At 70.9% G+C, this 17110-nt stretch carries 18 protein-coding genes; 7 read left to right on the plus strand and 11 right to left on the minus strand.

Going from position 1 to position 17110, the window contains the following annotated elements; genetic code table 11:
- Positions 1 to 13 precede the first annotated feature (13 nt).
- The gene (locus EP757_RS01605; protein ID WP_127542434.1) at positions 14 to 610 is read left to right on the plus strand and encodes a TetR/AcrR family transcriptional regulator; all 597 of its coding nucleotides are present in this window, start codon (positions 14 to 16) and stop codon (positions 608 to 610) included.
- On the opposite strand, the gene EP757_RS01610 is transcribed toward EP757_RS01605, so the two are convergent.
- The 4 genes from EP757_RS01610 to EP757_RS01625 all read right to left on the minus strand — a co-directional run bounded on the left by EP757_RS01610 (position 566) and on the right by EP757_RS01625 (position 6155).
- Positions 566 to 1060, minus strand: coding sequence for an HIT domain-containing protein (locus tag EP757_RS01610; protein WP_127542435.1), 495 nt, complete (start codon positions 1058 to 1060; stop codon positions 566 to 568). The genes EP757_RS01605 and EP757_RS01610 overlap by 45 nt on opposite strands.
- Positions 1061 to 1070: 10 nt before the next feature.
- Positions 1071 to 3050 carry a sensor domain-containing diguanylate cyclase gene (locus tag EP757_RS01615; RefSeq protein WP_127542436.1) on the minus strand — a complete coding sequence of 660 codons (1980 nt, stop codon included), beginning with the start codon at positions 3048 to 3050 and terminating at the stop codon, positions 1071 to 1073.
- Between the two features lie 64 nt (positions 3051 to 3114).
- Entirely contained in the window at positions 3115 to 5112 is a 1998-nt protein-coding gene (gene thrS, locus EP757_RS01620; RefSeq protein ID WP_174262322.1) for a threonine--tRNA ligase, read from the minus strand.
- A gap of 113 nt (positions 5113 to 5225) precedes the next feature.
- Entirely contained in the window at positions 5226 to 6155 is a 930-nt protein-coding gene (locus EP757_RS01625; protein WP_127542437.1) for an ADP-ribosylglycohydrolase family protein, read from the minus strand.
- 96 nt (positions 6156 to 6251) lie between these two features.
- Between EP757_RS01625 and EP757_RS01630 the strand changes: the two genes are divergently transcribed.
- The 4 genes from EP757_RS01630 to EP757_RS43190 all read left to right on the plus strand — a co-directional run bounded on the left by EP757_RS01630 (position 6252) and on the right by EP757_RS43190 (position 10934).
- Complete coding sequence (locus EP757_RS01630) at positions 6252 to 6941, plus strand: response regulator transcription factor (protein ID WP_043525920.1); 690 nt, start codon at positions 6252 to 6254, stop codon at positions 6939 to 6941.
- Positions 6942 to 7075: 134 nt separating this feature from the next.
- Entirely contained in the window at positions 7076 to 8362 is a 1287-nt protein-coding gene (locus EP757_RS01635) for a HAMP domain-containing sensor histidine kinase (protein WP_232050309.1), read from the plus strand.
- A gap of 290 nt (positions 8363 to 8652) precedes the next feature.
- Positions 8653 to 10761 carry an RICIN domain-containing protein gene (locus EP757_RS01640; protein WP_232050310.1) on the plus strand — a complete coding sequence of 703 codons (2109 nt, stop codon included), beginning with the start codon at positions 8653 to 8655 and terminating at the stop codon, positions 10759 to 10761.
- Positions 10762 to 10787: 26 nt separating this feature from the next.
- Positions 10788 to 10934, plus strand: coding sequence for a hypothetical protein (locus tag EP757_RS43190; protein WP_174262323.1), 147 nt, complete (start codon positions 10788 to 10790; stop codon positions 10932 to 10934).
- On the opposite strand, the gene EP757_RS01645 is transcribed toward EP757_RS43190, so the two are convergent.
- Both EP757_RS01645 and EP757_RS01650 read right to left on the minus strand, forming a co-directional pair.
- Positions 10925 to 11947, minus strand: coding sequence for an adenosine deaminase (locus tag EP757_RS01645; RefSeq protein ID WP_127542439.1), 1023 nt, complete (start codon positions 11945 to 11947; stop codon positions 10925 to 10927). The two genes, EP757_RS43190 and EP757_RS01645, sit on opposite strands and share 10 nt — an antisense overlap.
- An 11-nt stretch (positions 11948 to 11958) precedes the next feature.
- On the minus strand, positions 11959 to 12681 hold the full coding sequence (locus tag EP757_RS01650) for a methyltransferase domain-containing protein (protein WP_127542440.1): 723 nt from the start codon (positions 12679 to 12681) through the stop codon (positions 11959 to 11961).
- A 68-nt stretch (positions 12682 to 12749) separates the two neighbouring features.
- On the opposite strand from EP757_RS01650, the gene EP757_RS01655 reads away from it, so the two are divergent.
- Together EP757_RS01655 and EP757_RS01660 are read left to right on the plus strand one after the other, a co-directional pair.
- Positions 12750 to 13727: an aldo/keto reductase gene (locus EP757_RS01655; protein ID WP_127542441.1), complete on the plus strand. Its 978-nt coding sequence runs from the start codon at positions 12750 to 12752 to the stop codon at positions 13725 to 13727.
- Positions 13721 to 13954: a hypothetical protein gene (locus EP757_RS01660; RefSeq protein ID WP_127542442.1), complete on the plus strand. Its 234-nt coding sequence runs from the start codon at positions 13721 to 13723 to the stop codon at positions 13952 to 13954. Before EP757_RS01655 ends, EP757_RS01660 begins: the two co-directional genes overlap by 7 nt.
- Before the next feature lie 109 nt (positions 13955 to 14063).
- Here the strand turns inward: EP757_RS01660 and EP757_RS01665 are convergent, their stop codons facing one another.
- From EP757_RS01665 to EP757_RS01685, 5 genes are all read right to left on the minus strand, one after another.
- Positions 14064 to 14267, minus strand: a complete 204-nt coding sequence (locus EP757_RS01665) for a cold-shock protein (RefSeq protein ID WP_011905669.1) — start codon at positions 14265 to 14267, stop codon at positions 14064 to 14066.
- Positions 14268 to 14612: 345 nt separating this feature from the next.
- Positions 14613 to 14885 carry a DUF4235 domain-containing protein gene (locus EP757_RS01670; RefSeq protein ID WP_127542443.1) on the minus strand — a complete coding sequence of 91 codons (273 nt, stop codon included), beginning with the start codon at positions 14883 to 14885 and terminating at the stop codon, positions 14613 to 14615.
- Positions 14885 to 15244: a DUF3618 domain-containing protein gene (locus EP757_RS01675; protein WP_127542444.1), complete on the minus strand. Its 360-nt coding sequence runs from the start codon at positions 15242 to 15244 to the stop codon at positions 14885 to 14887. The genes EP757_RS01670 and EP757_RS01675 overlap by 1 nt, the downstream gene beginning before the upstream one ends.
- A complete protein-coding gene (locus EP757_RS01680) occupies positions 15241 to 15717 on the minus strand; it encodes a phage holin family protein (RefSeq protein ID WP_127542445.1) in 477 nt (158 codons plus the stop codon). Before EP757_RS01680 ends, EP757_RS01675 begins: the two co-directional genes overlap by 4 nt.
- Before the next feature lie 81 nt (positions 15718 to 15798).
- Positions 15799 to 16980, minus strand: a complete 1182-nt coding sequence (locus tag EP757_RS01685) for a mechanosensitive ion channel family protein (protein WP_174262324.1) — start codon at positions 16978 to 16980, stop codon at positions 15799 to 15801.
- Positions 16981 to 17110: the final 130 nt, after the last annotated feature.

Here is a 17110-nt window from a genome sequence, read left to right on the forward strand (position 1 = left end):
AGGATCAGCGACCATGGGCCACCGGGAAGATCTGCTGCAGGGCGCGAAGCGCGCCATCTTCGAGAAGGGGTACGCACACACCACCGCGCGCGACATCGTGGCCGCCTCAGGCACCAACCTCGCCTCGATCGGCTACCACTACGGCTCGACGAAGTCCCTGCTCACGGCCGCCATGCTGAGCGCCATCGAGGACTGGGGCGAGGCCATGGGCCAGGCGCTCGCCGAGGAGCGCGACGACGACCCCGCCGATCCGATGCTGCGGTTCTGGCAGCGGGTGATCGGCTCGATCCGGTCACACCGGTCGCTCTGGCTGGCCAGCGTCGAGGTGATGATCCAGAGCGAGCACAACCCGGAACTGCGCGCTCAGCTCGCGGCCGGCATGCACGAGGGGCGCAAGGGCATGGCCGCCCTGGTCACCGGCATCCCGGAGGACGAGCTCGACGAGGTGACGATCCGTACCGTCGGCTCGGCCCAGATGGCGATGATGTCCGGCGTGCTGACCCAGTGGCTGACGGATCCCGCGACGGCGCCGTCGGCCGAGGACGTGGTGGCCGGGATCCGGGCGCTAGGCGGCCGGCCAGGCCTTCAGGATCAACTCCCGGGTGTCTGAGAGGAGCTGCGGGAGGATCTTGGTCTGGCCGATCACCGGCATGAAGTTCGCGTCGCCGCCCCACCGCGGCACCACGTGCTGGTGCAGGTGCGCGGCGATCCCGGCCCCGGCGATCGAGCCCTGGTTCATCCCGATGTTGAAGCCGTGCGGGCTGCTCACCGACCGGATCACCCGCATCGCGGTCCGGGTGAACGCCGCCACCTCGACCGTCTCCGCGTCGGTGAGGTCGGTGTAGTCGGCGACGTGCCGATAGGGGCAGACCAGCAGGTGCCCCGGGTTGTACGGATAGAGGTTGAGCAGGGCGTAGACCAGCTCACCGCGGGCCACCACCAGCGTCTCCGGCTCCGGCAGCCCGGGCGCGAGGCAGAACGGGCAGCCCTGGGGCTGGTTCTGACCGGCGATGTACTCCATCCGGTGCGGCGCCCAGAGCCGCTCGAGGCCGTCGTCCACGGTCGAAATACTATGCGCAGTGGTAGAGACCGCTACCGCGGCGCTTCGCCACGTACATGGCGGCGTCCGCCTCCCGGAGCACGTCGTCCGGCCCGTGACCGGCCCGGGACAGGGCGATCCCGATGCTGGCCGGGGTCCTCAGCTCGTGCCCGTCCACCATGACCGGCTCGTCGAGCGCGGCCACCACCCGCTCGGCGATGCACTCCGCGTCCGCCGGATCCCGCAGGTCCTCGGTGACGATCACGAACTCGTCGCCGCCGAGCCGGGCCACCGTGTCCTCGGTCCGCACGCAGGTGCGCAGCCGTTCGGCCACCACCTTGAGCAGCATGTCGCCGGCGTCGTGGCCGTAGGTGTCGTTCACCGGTTTGAAGCCGTTGAGGTCGAGCAGCAGCACCCCGACCGGCCGCCCGGTCCGGCGTGAACGGGCCAGGGCCCCGACCAGCCGGTCCCGCAGCAGGGCCCGGTTGCCGAGACCGGTCAGCATGTCGTGCATGGCCCGCCGGGTGAGCTCGGCGGTGAGCGCGACGCCGTCCAGCGCGAGCGACACCTGCGTCCGCAGCGTCTGCAGCGACTTCAGCACGTCCTCGGGCAGGTCCTGGTCGGTGCCGACGGTGAGCACGCCGAAGAAGCGCTCCCCGCTGAGCAGCGGCAGGATCATGAGAGGCCGGTCGTCGAACCCGTCGAGCCCGTCGACGCCGAGGACCGGCCAGCCCGGCACGGTGATCGTCTCGCCGGCCGCGAGCCGGGTCAGCAGCTCGGCGGGGACGGCGTCGCTCGCCACCCGGACGTCGTGCAGGTCGTCCGCGGAGACACCGGAGGCCGCCGCCACCGCCCAGTCGTCCGGGGAGATCGTGACGACGGCGGTCCGCGCGCCGCCGACGCCGCCCAGCAGTGCCGCGGCGCCGTCCGCGGCGAGCCGGTGCACCTCGGCGGCCGCCGTGGTCCGCAACAGCGCCACCCCGAGATCGCTCAACAGCTGCTCGGCGCGCAGCGCGGCGTCCACCCGGAGAACCAGCCGGGTGTTGTCCCGCATCCCGACGATCTGCCGGACCACCACCAGGGCGGTCAGCGTGATCGTCCCGCCGATCACCGGCCAGGAGCGGCCGTCCAGGCCCCCCGCGAGCGCCACGATGAGCAGGACGTCCGCCGCCGCGATGGACAGATAGGGCATCAGGCTGGCCGGGCGGCGCCCCTGGAACGAACGCGACGGCCGGGGAGACGCGATCCACCGCAGATGCGCCACGCCCATGGACACCAGCAGCGCGATGAAGACCTGCCGGGTGGCGAGCGCGAAGTGGGCGTGCGGCGTACCGGCGAGGGTCTGCTGCATCACGTTGAGCAGCGATTGCACGACCGTCGCGGCGATCGCGAACATCATGGCCCGCCGGCTCAGCTCGGCCACCCCGCCCATCACGATCCGGGCGATCGCGTAGAGCACCACCAGCAGCCCGGCCGTCTTCACGAAGCTCGCGATCGGCACCGTCACCTCGGCGCCCGGCCTGCTGATCGCCGGGTACACCTGGAGGTACCAGAGGTAGAGCGCCCCCGCCAGCAGCACGATCGCCATGTCCAGGCCGAGACGCAGCCGGCTCGCCGACCATCGGTTCCGCACCGGGACGACGAGCAGGCCGCTCAGGATCAGCACCAGCGTCGCCAGATCGAAGACCTGCATCAAGGGAAAGGGCGAGGGGTACGAGGTATCGCCGTGCGAGACGAGCTCGTAGAACGCGGTCGCCGACGACGCGGTCATGAAGGTCCACGCGCTCGACGTCAGCAGCAGATGCCGCCGGGCCGCTGTCATCCCGGCCTCACGGGCCGCCGACCAGGCACGCCAGGCCAGGCACGCGACGATCACCGAGAGCACCGGCGAGAAGAGCTTGTAGGAGATGACCTGGAAACGCCAGCCGCCCACGTCCAGCAGGTGCAGGACGAACCAGATCGCGGCGAGGCAGTAACCGGCCCAGGCCATCGGTGGTGTCCGGAACCGCATCTGCTCCCCCGCTCACGCCCTCCGCACTACTTTTCGGACGGCGTGAGCGGGAAATGAGCGCGAATCAGAGAGCGGACGGTCCCGCGTTGGTCCGCGACCGGACGATCTCGACGACGTGCGCCACGGCCTCGTCGATCGAGACACCGTTGCGCTGCGACCCGTCGCGGTAGCGGAACGACACGGTGCCGCCGCTCACGTCGTCGTCGCCGGCGATCGCCATGAACGGGATCTTCTGCTGCTGAGCGGTCCGGATCTTCTTCTGCATCCGGTCGGTCGAGTAGTCGACCTCGGCCCGGATGCCCTCCTTCTTCAGCTTCGCCACGAACTCGGCCAGGTAGTCGGCGTGGTCGTCGCGGATCGGGATGCCCACCACCTGCACCGGCGCGAGCCAGGCCGGGAACGCGCCGGCGTAGTGCTCGACCAGCACGCCGAAGAACCGCTCGATCGAGCCGAACTTCGCCGAGTGGATCATCACCGGCTCCTGGCGGGAGCCGTCCGCCGCCTGGAACTCCAGGCCGAACCGGGCCGGCTGGTTGAAGTCGTACTGAATGGTCGACATCTGCCAGGTGCGGCCGATCGCGTCCTTCGCCTGCACACTGATCTTCGGGCCGTAGAACGCCGCGCCACCCGGGTCGAGCACCAGCTCGAGGCCGGACTCCTTCGCCACGTCCTCGAGGACCGCGGTGGCCTTCTCCCACTGCTCGTCCGAGCCGATGAACTTGTCGCTCTTCGGGTCCCGGGTCGACAGCTCCAGGTAGTAGTCGTCCATGCCGAAGTCGTCGAGCAGCGAGCGGACGAAGTTCAGCAGGTGCTTGATCTCGCCCGGCGCCTGCTCGGCGGTGACGTACGAGTGGGAGTCGTCCTGGGTCAGGCCGCGCACCCGGGTGAGGCCGTGCACCACGCCGGACTTCTCGTACCGGTAGACCGATCCGAACTCGAACAGGCGCAGCGGCAGCTCACGGTAGGACCGCCCACGCGACCTGAAGATCAGGTTGTGCATCGGGCAGTTCATCGCCTTGAGGTAGTACTTCGCGCCCTCGAGCTCGCTCGGCGGGAACATGGTGTCCGCGTAGTAGGGCAGGTGTCCCGAGGTGTGGAACAGGCCCTCCTTGCTGATGTGCGGGGTTCCGACGTACTGGAAGCCCTCCTCGATGTGCCGGGCCCGGACGTAGTCCTCCATCTCCCGCTTGATCACGCCACCCTTGGGGTGGAAGACCACGAGACCGGAGCCGATCTCGTCGGGGAAGGAGAACAGGTCGAGCTCGGTGCCGAGCTTGCGGTGGTCGCGGCGCTCGGCCTCGGCGAGGCGGTTCAGGTAGGCCTTGAGGGCGTCGCGGGACGGCCACGCGGTGCCGTAGATGCGCTGGAGCTGCGGGTTCTTCTCGGAGCCGCGCCAGTAGGCGGCGGCCGAGCGCATCAGCTTGAAGGCCGGGATGAGCCGGGTCGACGGCAGGTGCGGCCCGCGGCAGAGGTCACCCCAGACCCGCTCGCCGTCGGAGTTCAGGTTGTCGTAGTGGGTGAGCTCCCCCGCGCCGACCGCCTTGGCCTCCTCGTCGACGTCGCCCTTGATGTCGACGAGCTCCAGCTTGAACGGCTCCTTCGCCAGCTCCGCCTTCGCCTCGTCGAGCGACGCGTACTCCCGGCGGCGGAAGGTCTGGCCCGCCTTGACGATCTCCTGCATGCGCTTCTCGAGCTTGCCGAGGTCCTCCGGCTGGAACGGCTTCTCCACGTCGAAGTCGTAGTAGAAGCCGTCGCGGATCGGCGGGCCGATGCCGAGCCTCGCCTCCGGGAAGACGTCCTGCACGGCCTGGGCCAGCACGTGCGCGGCCGAGTGCCGCAGCACGTCGAGGCCGTCCGGCTCGTCGATCGCGACCGGGGTCACCTCGGCGTCGGCGGCCGGCGACCAGGCCAGGTCACGCAGGCGGCCGTCGGCGTCACGCACCACGACGATCGCCCTCGGCCCGTTCGCCGGGAGGCCGGCGGCGGCCACCGCGTCGGCCGCCGTAGTCCCGGCCGGGACGACTAGTGGGTCGGCCACAGCGGGGTTACGGGGTGCAGACACGGTGGTTCTCCATTCAGACAGTGGCGACCCGGCTCTTCCGGGCCGTCCACGATGCTATCCGTCCTGTTTTCCCACGGTCCGACCGGCGCGGCCAGCGATTTTCCTGTCGCTTGCTATTCGCCGCCGGCGGCGGCCAGCCAGGCCGGGAGCGGCTCGCGGGCGGACAGCCAGGCCGCCGGGATGCCGTCGGCGCCGGTGTAGGCCGCCACCACTCCCCCGGCGATCGCCGCGGTGGTGTCCACGTCGCCGCCGGCCGCCACGCACGCGCTGATCGCGGCCGGGTAGTCGTCGAGGTGCCGGGCCGCGACCCAGAGGGCGAACGGCACGGTGTCCTGGGCGAGCGCCCGCGTGCCGTTGCCCAGCCGGTGGGCCGCCTCGTCGGCCCGGCCGATCGTGGCCGCCGCCAGCAGGTCGGCCCGGACCAGCCCGTCCGGGGTGTGCGCCGCCACCGCGCGGAGCAGCAGCGCCGGTTCCGGACGCCGGCCGTCCAGGCGTCCCGCGGCGGCGACCGCGGCGGCGACCGTCACCGCGACGCCCCCGGCGATCCCCTCCGGGTGCGAATGGGTGACCTCGGCCGCACGCGCGCCCTCGGTCGCCGCATGCGCGAGCGAGTCCGCATGCCAGGCGCCCAGCGGGGCGGCCCGCATGGCCGCGCCGTTGCCGCAGGAGCCGGCGCCGTCGAAGGCCGCCGCCGAGGCGATCGGCCAGGGCAGGCCGTCCCGGATCTCGCGGAGCATCACGACGGCGCCCGGGCCGTAACCCCGATAGGGGTCGTACGTCCGGCCGAGCCGCTCGGCGAACGCGTCCCTGTCGAAGTGCTTGTCCGTCTCCGCGCCCTCGAAGAGCGTCGCGACCAGGCAGCAGGCCTGCTCGGTGTCGTCGGTCCACTCCCAGGGCGAATCCGGGACCCGCCCGTCGGCGAGGTCGGCGGGCTTGTTTCCGGGCACTAAGTATTGAGCTCCGAGGGCATCGCCGACGCTGAGGCCGGCCAGGCTCTCGAGGGCCAACGCGAGACGCGTACCGGGGAAGAGTGTGAATGACATCGGCGCTTCGGATCGTATCCCGTCACTGATTGTCATCAAAGGCTCTCGCTGGATCACCCTTTAGGTTCTCCTTGCCAGGGACGCTACGGTCTTCGCATGGCCACGGTGTTGCTCGTCGAAGACGATCATGTCGTGCGCGGCGCCATGCTCCGATCGCTCGCCGACCGGGGGCATGCCGTGCACGCCGTCGGCACGGCTCTGGAGGCGCTGCGGCGGGTCGCCGCGGAGACGCCGGACCTGGTCGTGCTCGATCTCGGACTGCCCGATCTGGACGGATCGGACGCCCTGCGGATGCTGCGCGGGATCACCGACGTGCCGATCATCATCGCGACCGCGCGCGACGACGAGCAGACGGTCGTCCGGCTGCTGCGCGCGGGCGCCGACGACTACATGGTCAAGCCGTTCACCGGCGCTCACCTCGACGCCCGGATCGCCACCGTGCTGCGGCGGGTGGGCCGGGCCAGCCGCGCCGCACAGCCGGCCGTCCACGAGGTGGGCGAGCTGCGGGTGGACGTCGGCGAGCGCAGCGCCACCCTCGGGGATCAGCCGCTCGCGCTGACCCGCAAGGAATTCGATCTGCTGGCGTACCTCGCCGCCCGCCCGGGCCGTGTGGTGTCCCGTCGTGAGCTGCTGGAGGAGGTATGGCGACAGCCATCGGTCGGCGAGGACCAGACCATCGACGTGCATTTGTACTGGCTTCGCCGGAAACTGGGCGAATCCGCGGCGAAGCCCCGCTACCTGCGCACCGTGCGGGGGGTCGGATTCCGGTTGGTGGCGCCGGACTGAGGCTGCGGCTGGCCTACACCACCGCTGCCACCACCGCCGTCGTCGCACTGATCTTCCTCGTCCCGCTCGGCTGGAACCTGCGCAACGACCACCGCGACGCCGCCTTCGCCGACGCGACCCGGCGCGCCGCCACCGTGGCCGGCGCCCTCACCTCGGGTGCCGGTGACAAGGGTGTGGCCGCGGCTCTCGCGATGGCCGGCCCGGGCACCGTGGTGCACACCCCCGGCATCGCCCCCTCGCCGGGCGGCCGGGCCGGCGCGGCCCTGATCGACCGGGCCGCCGTCGCGCCCGAGCCGACGGTGGAGAGCGTCGACGGCGGGATGGTCCGGCTCGTGCCGGTGACGGTGGGCGAGAAGCACTCGGTGGTCGAGGCGTTCATCCCGGCCTCCGAGCTGACCAAGGACACCGCCCGCGACTGGTGGCTGCTGCTCGGTCTCGCCGTGGTGCTGGTCGGCGGCGCGGTCTTCGTCGTGGACCGGCTGGCCCGCGGCGCGGTCTCCTCGGCCCGCAACCTGGTGGAGGCGGCCCTGGCGGTCGGTGACGGCGATCTCGGCGTACGCATAACGCCCTCCGGCCCCCGGGAGCTGGCCGAGGCCGGCTACGCGTTCAACCGGATGGCCGACCGCCTGGTCACCTCGCGCACCGACGAGCGGGAGCTGGTCGCCGACCTGTCGCACCGGCTGCGCACACCGCTGACCGCGCTGCGGCTGGACGCCGAGGCGCTCGACCCGGACGACACCCAGATCATCGACCTGACCGCCGACGAGGTGGACCGCCGCCGCGGCATCCGGCGCATCCGGCAGGCCATCGGCACCCTCGAGGACGAGGTCAACCACCTGATCAACACCACCCGGCAGGCGGTCGCGGCCCAGGTCGCGGCACCGGAGGACGGCCTCTGCGACGCCAGCGAGGTGGTCCGCGAGCGGATGATGTTCTGGTCCGCGCTCGCCGGCGACCAGGACCGGCAGTACCGGGTGGTCGGCGCGAACCTGCGGATCCCGGTCCCGGTGGCCCGCGCCGAGCTGGCCGCCGCACTGGACGCGGTGCTCGGCAACGTCTTCCGCTACACCCCGCAGGGCACCGCCTTCGAGGTCGGGCTCTCCCGCCGCGACGGCTGGGTGGCGCTGCGGGTGGACGACGCCGGGCCGGGCATCGCCGATCCGGAGCAGGCGCTGCGGCGCGGCCAGAGCAATCAGGGCTCGACCGGTCTCGGCCTGGACATCGCCCGCCGGGTGGCGCAGAACACCGGCGGGTCGGTGAGCCTGGACCGGGCCGCCATGGGCGGGGCGAGCGTCGTGATGCTGCTCGCCGACGCCGACGCGACACCGAAGATCCCCAGTAGGTTCGGGCTGGTCGGACGGGGCCGGCCGGCGCGTGAGAAGGACCCGGTACGCCGGCGCTGGCAACGAGGACGGGAATGAGCAAGGGCTACGACGGACAGGTCCCCCGGACGACACCGCGCTGGCTTAGATCCCTCTTAAAAGCGTTCCCCTTAGGCAGCGGGACTGGCAAGGTTCCCTCCGATCCCATCCCCTCCCGCCGCACGAGAGCACGACGAGGAGACGCAGTGTCCGCGCATCGCCGGCCAGCGTTCCGCGGGTCGCCCCCAGGGCGGCGTCGCGCGGCAGGCGACCACCGCCCACGGACACGCTCCGCAGCCTTCCGGCTTCTTCCCGTAGCGCTCGGGGTCGCCCTGCTCGGTGTCGGCGGCGTGGTCGGCCCCAGCGTGATCGGCGCGACCCCCTCCACCGACACCGACCGGTTCTCGCTCAGCGCGCTGCCGACCGACGCGCCCGACCAGGGCCTGGTCTACAGCGGACTGAAGCTGGCCGCCGGCGACTCGCTCTGCGCCGGCAACTACCAGCTCTTCGAGCAGACCTGCACGCACGGCCCGGACGCCGCGCCGGCCGGCCTGTCGGTGCGCCGGGACGTGGCGCCGGTGACCGAGGCGTCGTCCCGCGACGTGACGGTGGTCCGCCGGGAGACCGGCGCCGTGCCGACCGATGCCGAGATCGCCCGTGACGAGGGCGGCAGCGCGCTGACCGCGGACGCCCCGGCGCTGATCCCGGACGCCGCGCCCGGCCAGGCCGACTTCATCCTCGGCCCGGACGATGTGGCCTGCTCCGGCGACGGCCGCAGCGGCAAGCGGGTCCAGCTGCTCTATCTGCACGAGTCGGCCAAGCCGAGCCGGTACGCGAAGTTCCTCAACTCGTTCCGCACCTGGGCCGCCGGCGTCGACGCGATCTACGACGCCAGCGCCGGGGAGACCGGCGGCTCCCGCCACATCCGGTACGTGACCACGCCCGAGTGCCGGGTCGACGTCGCCGAGGTGCAGCTGCCGGACGACTCGCTGCGGTCGTTCACCACCAGCATCGACGCGCTGCGCGACCTCGGGTACAACCGGACCGACCGCAAGTACCTGCTGTTCTCCGACACGAACGTCTACTGCGGCATCTCGTCGTACGTGAACGACACCCGGCCGATCCGGGGCAACCGGAACAACGGCGGGCCGTCGTACGCCCGGGTCGACTCCGGCTGCTGGAGCTCCGCGATGGCCGCGCACGAGCTCACCCATACCCTCGGCGCGGTGCTCACCGACTCGCCGAACTCCACCGGGATGGGCGGCTGCACCGACGACTTCGACCTGCTCTGCGGCGAGGACCGCTCCGGCGAGCCGATCCGCCAGGTCTGCGAGAAGAAGCACGAGATCCGGCTGGACTGCGGCCACGACGACTACTTCAGCACCAACCCGAAGCCGGGCAGCTACCTGGACACCCACTGGAACGTGGCGCTCAGCGACTTCCTGCTGCGCAGCGACGGCGGCGACGACATCCCGGACGCGCCGGGCGCCGTCGTGCCGGACCCGGCTCCGGCCGTCTCCGCGACGCCGTCCGCGCCCGCGTCCCCGTCGGTCGCGCCGTCCCCCTCGGTCAGCGCCGCCTCGCCGTCCGCCGAGGCACCCTCGGCCTCCCCGTCGCAGTCGCCGTCGCCGAGCGTGCCGGCGAGCGCCGAACCGGAACCGAGCGTCTCCGCCGTCGAGGCGCCGGCGCTGCCCGAGGTGGAGCCGGTCGCGCACACCGTCGCGCCGGCCGGTGACGGCGACGCCGCCGAGGGCGCCCCGGCCGAGACCCCGGGCACCACGAACGACGGCGTGCAGGCGGTTCTGGAGATCCGCGAGGCGACCAGCACCTCGGTCCGTCTCACCTGGAGCTCCGGGTCCGACGACGCCGCCTACCAGGTCTGGGTCGGTGGCGAGCCGGTGGCGACCACGAAGGCCACCCGGGCCCGGCTGATCGGCCTCAAGCCCGACGCGAAGTACCTGGTCGAGGTGAAGAACAAGAAGCTCGGATACCTCGCCAAGGGCACCGCGGTCACCGCTCCGGCGGCCCGCCCGGTGCAGAACTCCTGGTTCGTGCTGACGAACTCGCTGACCGGCGGCGCGGCCGACCTGTACGCGGCCCGGGACACCGACGGCACCCCGGTGACCCTCGGCGACCAGGACGGCGGCGCCCAGCAGCAGTGGCAGCTGGTGCCCGCGGAGAGCGGCACGTACTCGCTCGTCTCCCGGGCGAGCAACCGGTGCGCGGTGGCCCTGGGTGGCCGCCCGGTCGCCGGCGCCCCGCTGGTGCAGGGCGACTGCTACGCGGCCGAGGGCGCCCGCTGGACGCTCCAGGCCTCCGACTACGGCTTCACGGTGCGCAGCACCACCGGCGATCTGGTGATCGGTGTCGGGGCCCAGCGCTTCGGCGCGCACCGGGTTCTGGTCCTCCAGCAGGACACCCGCCAGCGGCACCAGAGCTGGACGGCCGTTCCCGACTGACAGCGACGTACAGCAGGGAGATTCTCATGCCCGACGTGTTGAGCAGGAAGGAGACCGAGCCGGACGAGGGTCCGGCCCGGTTCTCCACGCGGCGCCTGGTGCGCTGGCTGGCGATCCTGACGATGGGGACGATCACCATGGTCGCCTGCTGGCAGGACCCGCTCTACCCGTAGTTCTCGGTGTACGCGTCGATCTCGCCGATCAGCGCGGTCTTCCCGGCGGTGTCCAGGAAGCTGTGCCGGACCGCGTCGCGCGCCAGTTCGGCGACGCCGGCGCGGTCCAGGCCGAGCAGGCGGGCGGCGGTCGCGTACTCCTGCTCCAGCGTGGTGCCGAACATCGGCGGGTCGTCGGAGTTGACGCTGACCGGCACGCCCGCGGCGACCAGCGTCGCGATCGGGTGCTCGTCGAGGCTCCCGACCGCACGGGTCCGCAGGTTCGAGGTCGGGCAGACCTCCAGCGGAATCCGGTTCTCGGCGAGGTACGCCATCAGCCGCTCGTCCTGAGCGGCAGCGATGCCGTGACCGATCCGCTCGGCTCCCAGCTCGCGGATGGCGTCCCAGATCGTCTCCGGGCCGGTCGTCTCGCCGGCGTGCGGCACGCTGCGCAGACCGGCCGCGCGGGCCTTGTCGAAGTACGGCTTGAACTGCGGCCGCGGCACCCCGATCTCCGGACCGCCCAGACCGAAACTGATCAGACCGTCGGGGCGCTCCTCCAGCGCGATCCGCAGGGTCTCCTCGGCGGACGCCAGGCCGGCCTCACCGGGGATGTCGAAGCACCAGTTCAGCTTCACCCCGAAGTCACGGGCCGCCCCGGTCCGGGCGTCCTCGATCGCCTCGCAGAACGCGCCGGACGGGATGCCGCGCCGCACGCTGGAGTACGGGGTGATGGTGAGTTCCGCGTACCGCACCTGCTGGCGGCCGAGCTCCCGGCCGATCTCGTAGGTGAGCAGGCGGACGTCCTCGGCGTCCCGGATCAGGTCGACGACGCTCAGGTAAACCTCGATGAAGTGCGCGAAGTCCCGGAACTCGAAGTATTCCGCGAGCAGCGAGGGGTCGGCCGGCACCGGTGAGCTGCCCTCGTGCCGCGCCGCGAGCTCGGCGACGATCCGGGGCGAGGCCGAGCCGACGTGGTGCACGTGCAGCTCCGCCTTCGGAAGTCCGGCGATGAATCCGGTCAGGTCGCTCACTTACGTCTCCTCTATTTGTGTGCCACCAAGAAGATACGGCGGAACGGGAACGCGACGAGACCGTCCCGGACCGGATGCACCGTCGCGATCCGATCCGCGAACTCTTTCCGGAACGATTTCCATTCCTCGTCACCGAGGGCCGCGCGGATCGGCCGCAATGCGGTTCCCTCCATCCAGCGCACCACCGGATGTTCTTCTTCGAAAGGCAGGAGATGCAGGTACGTCGTCTCCCACGCGTCAGCCGCCGCCCCCGCGGCGATCGCCTGCCGTGCGTAGACGTCCGGGTCGTCGACCGGGTTCTCCCGGTTCAGTTCCGGCGCCATGTCCCGGACGACCCGGTGACCCGGACTGTCGAAGTTGCCCGGCACCTGCATGGCGAACCAGCCCCCGGCCGGCAGCGCGGCGATCCACTCGGGCAGCAGCTCGCGGTGCTCGTCGACCCACTGCAGGGCCGCGTTCGTCACGACCACGTCGGTCTCCGGGCCGGGCCGCCAATCGGCGATGTCGCCCAGCGCCACGTCGGCCACCGCCTTCGCCACCATCTCCGGTGACGAGTCGAGGCCGGTCACCCGGGCGCCGGGCCAGCGCTCGGCGAGGGTCAGGGTGAGCTCGCCGGTGGCGCATCCGAGGTCGACGACCTCACGAGGCCGCTCGGCGCCGACGCGCTGGACCAGATCGAAGAACGGACGGGACCGCTCGGCCCCGAAGCGGCTGTAGACGGCGGGATCCCACATCGCAACTCCCCTTCTAAACCGTACGTACGTCTTGTTTGAAGCTATCAGCTTGACGGTAGGGTCATGACGTGGAGAAACGAGATTTTCGGAGGATGGGACGGACCGCCTCGGTGGTCGGTCTGGGCGCCTGGCAGCTCGGGGCCGACTGGGGTCAGGTCACCGAGGCCGACGCGCACGCCACCCTGCAGGCCGCGGTCGACGCGGGCGTCACCTTCATCGACACCGCCGACGTCTACGGCGACGGCCGCAGCGAGCAGATCGTCGGCTCCTTCGTGAAGGACCGGCCCGGCCTCACCGTCGCCACCAAGATGGGCCGCCGCCTCCCCCAGGAGCCCGGGAACTACACCCTGGACAACTTCCGCGCCTGGACCGACCGGTCCCGCGCCAACCTCGGCGTCGACACCCTCGACCTGGTCCAGCTGCACTGCCCGCCCACTCCGGTCTTCGGCAGCGACGAGGTGTTCGACGCCCTCGACACGCTGGTCCAGGAGAAGCGGATCGCGGCGTACGGCGTGAGCGTCGAGAAGGTCGAGGAGGCGCTCGCCGCGATCGCCCGGCCCGGCGTCGCGAGTGTCCAGATCATCCTCAACGCGTTCCGGCTCAAGCCGCTGGAGCGGGTGCTGCCGGCCGCCGCCGAGGCCGGTGTCGGCATCATCGCCCGCGTCCCGCTGGCCAGCGGGATGCTGTCCGGCCGTTATGACGAGAACACCACGTTCGCCGCCGACGACCACCGGAACTACAACCGGCACGGCGCATCGTTCGACGTCGGCGAGACCTTCTCCGGCGTCGACTTCCAGGTCGGCCTGGAAGCGGTCCGCCGGCTGCGCCCGCTCGTTCCGTCCGGGGCGACGATGGCGCAATTCGCGATCCGCTGGATCATCGATCAGCCGGCCGTCACCGTGGTGATCCCGGGCGCCCGCAACCCGGAACAGGCTCGCGCGAACGCGGCTTCCGCGGAACTCTCTCCGCTTACGCCGGAAACCCGAGAAATGATCGCGGCAGTCTACGATGAGTTGATTCGCCCTCAGGTGCACGACAAATGGTGAACAATGAAACCGAGGCGCCACGATTGCGCGGCTGGCTCACGATGTCGCTCGGCCTGCTGGCGATCGTCCTCGGCGCGGTCTGGACGCTTCAGGGCCTTGACTTCATCCCCGATCACCTGATGAGTGATCAGCCGGTGTGGGCTGCCGTCGGCGGCGTCACGGCGGTCATCGGCCTGGCGCTGGTGGTCGTCGGGATGCGTCGCCGCGAGGCCGGACGCACCGCTTAGGGGCAGAAAGAAGCCCCGCATCCTCGAATGAGGGTGCGGGGCCACTCGCTCAGGCCGATCTCCGCCAGGCGATCAGCGTGGTGCCGGTCTCGCGACCGACGTATTGGTCTCAGAGCGGGCGAACCTGCTCCGCCTGCGGGCCCTTCTGGCCCTGGGCGATCTCGAACTCGACCCGCTGGTTCTCCTCCAGAGTGCGGTAACCGCTCGTCTGGATGGCCGAGAAGTGGACGAACACGTCAGCACCCCCGCCGTCGACGGTGATGAAGCCGAAGCCCTTGTCTGCGTTGAACCACTTCACGGTTCCTTGCGCCATGCTGAACTCTCCTTCTGAAAATGCCGGCCCGCCCAACCGCAGTAGCGCGGGGCCGATGACCGTTTTCGAGCAGCGGCGCCGCGAGGCGTGCCTTTTCAGAGGACGTCCCCCTCCATCGGCTCGGTGACCCCGCCCGGCTGAGGCGATGTCCCGTGGTCGATGGAAGCAGCGAACCACGTACACAAAAACTGGCCACACTGTACCCGAGAAAGGGTCCGTAAAGCTGCCCCCGGAAGGGACTCAATAATGGGTGGCCGATATGGAAAAGGTCCCCCACTTCGCGGTGACGAAGCGGGGGACCGACAAGACTCCTGTCGATACAGAAGTTGATCTAGTAACAACTTCTCAATCGGGCCAGTGACCCGTCAGCCTGCGGGTGCCGATCGCGCCACCACGGTGGACGGCGGCCTTCACGACCGCGAAGATCGCTCCCTGGATCGCAGCGGCCGCGAGGATCTCACCCCAGCCGCGGTCCTCGTCGCCGGCGTCCGGGGCGTCGTCGTCACCGGCGACCACCTTCCACGCCTGCTTGAAGAGCGCCCCGGCGAGCGCGCCGGCCGCGAAGCCGAGCGCGATGTTCACCGGCTTCAACGCGACCTTCTCCAGCTTGCCCGCCATCAGCGCCTCCCCCGAACGATCAGAATGATGCCGACCAGCGCCGCCACCCCGGCGGCGACCAGCAGCGCCGGCGCCGGGTTGGCGCGGACCCGCTCCGCCTCGGCGGCCGGGTCGGCAGCCGCGTCCTTGACGTGCCCGGTGGCCGAGACGGCCGCGCTGCGGACCCGGCCGGTCAGCTCGTGTGCCTGGGTCAGCACCCGCTGGCGGGTCTGCTCGACCTGCTCCCGCGCACGCGCCTTGACGTCCGCCCGGGCCGCCAGGGCCTGCACCGTCTCTCCGAGATCGGCACGGGTCTGCTTTATCTCCTCCCGCAGCACCGCCAGATCCGGCTTCGCCGCGGAACCGTTGTTCTCACTCATGCCCGGCTACGCTCCTTGACCGCCTGCTTGACTTCGTCGACATCGGCCTTGAGCCCCTCGATCGCTGCCTGGGGCTCCGGCGGAACCGCTCGGCTCACCTGTTTCTTCCCCAGCAGCGCCAGCACGCCGGCGACCGCGAACAACACCACGGTCATGATCAGCGCGGCGGCCCAGAGAGGAAGCCAGATCGCGAGCACGATGACCAGCGTCGCGATGAGCGCGCCGACGCCGTAACCGGCGAGCACCCCCGCGCCACCGAACAGCCCCGCGCCGATCCCGGCATGCTTGCCCTTCTCCGCCAGCTCCGCCTTCGCCAGCGTCAGCTCGTCCCGCACCAGCTTGCTGAGCTGCTCACTCGCGCGCTGCACCAGCTCGCTGGTGGACTGCTCAGCGACCGGCCGGCCGGCCGGCTGGGTGATGATGGGCTGGTTGACGGCGGGCTGCGCCGCGGAACCGTTCAAGACATCGGCCATCGTGTTCCCCCTTTCCGTGTGTTCGGGGTATGCCCTGATCACGACCGCCTCAATCCTCGCGGTATCACGCAAGAAGTCCGGTCAGCTACGCGACACCACGGCGGGATCCGGGCCGCCGAAGACGATGCCGCGGGTGTCGCCGTCGTCGCCGCCACTGAACACCCTCGACTGCTCCGAGGTGGTGTCCGGGCCGGAACCGTAGACGCGGGCGGTGCCGCGGCGGGCCGACGGCGCCGCCTCGCTCTGCCGGAGCTCGGCGCGCATCCGGGGCAGGGCGTCGCGCTGGTTCTCCCAGATGAAGGCGACCAGCCGCTCGCGCACGACGCAGCGCAGATCCCAGAGCGCGCCGGCGTCGTTCGCGCTGACCAGGGCCCGCAGCCGGATCATCCCCTCGGTCGCCTGGGTCACCTGGAGCACGCAGACCCGCTGGTCCCAGAGGTCGGAGCCCTCGCAGACGCGCTGCAGCTCGGCACGGAGCGGCTCGATCGGCGTCGACCAGTCCACGTCGAGCTCGGCGGTGCCCAGCACTGCCGAACCGGTCCGCGTCCAGTTCTGGAACGGTTTGGTGGTGAAGTAGGACGTCGGCAGGATGAGCCGCCGGTCGTCCCAGATCTGCACCACCACGACGGTCAGGGTGATCTCCTCGATCCGGCCCCACTCCTGCTCGACCACGACCACGTCGTCGACCCGGATCGCGTCGCTGAACGCCAGCTGGATCCCGGCGAAGACGTTGCCGAGGGTGCTCTGCGCGGCCAGTGCCGCGACGACGCTGAGCAGGCCGGCCGAGGCGAGCAGGCTGGCGCCGAGCGCCCGGATGCCGGGGAACGTCATCAGCATGATGCCGAAGCAGATCACCACGATCGCCGCGACGGTGACCCGGCGCAGCATCACCACCTGCGTCTTGATCCGGCGGCGCTTGCGGTTGTCCGGTACGTCGATGCGCCACTTAGCGAGCGCGACGTCCTCACAGACGAGCAGGATCGAGGCGACGAGCCAGGCCGACGAGGCGATGCAGAGCAGCACCAGGGCGTGCATGACGCCGGCTCGCAACGTGAAGTCGTCGGCGAAGACCCGGATCGTCTGCTGGACCGCGACCAGGACCGTCGTCACCAGGAACGGGCGGCGGACCTTCAGGGCGAGATCGGCGGCGAGCGGGGAGCGCCGGCCGAGCCGGCGGACCATCTTGTGCACGATCTCGTCGATCACGATCGTCGCGGTCGCCGCTATGACCACGGCGAGAACGGCGGTCAGAAGGCTGGACACTGACCTTTCCCTCCTGCGTAGGGTTCTGTGCCAGCGCCCTAGTTTGCCCCGTGATGCTGTCCGCACACCGTGGACGGCAGATGTCAGACATTGCTCACATCTGCCGCCGGGGTATTTCCTTCTAGATCTT

Source organism: Actinoplanes sp. OR16, assembly GCF_004001265.1.
Taxonomy (GTDB): Bacteria; Actinomycetota; Actinomycetes; order Mycobacteriales; family Micromonosporaceae; genus Actinoplanes.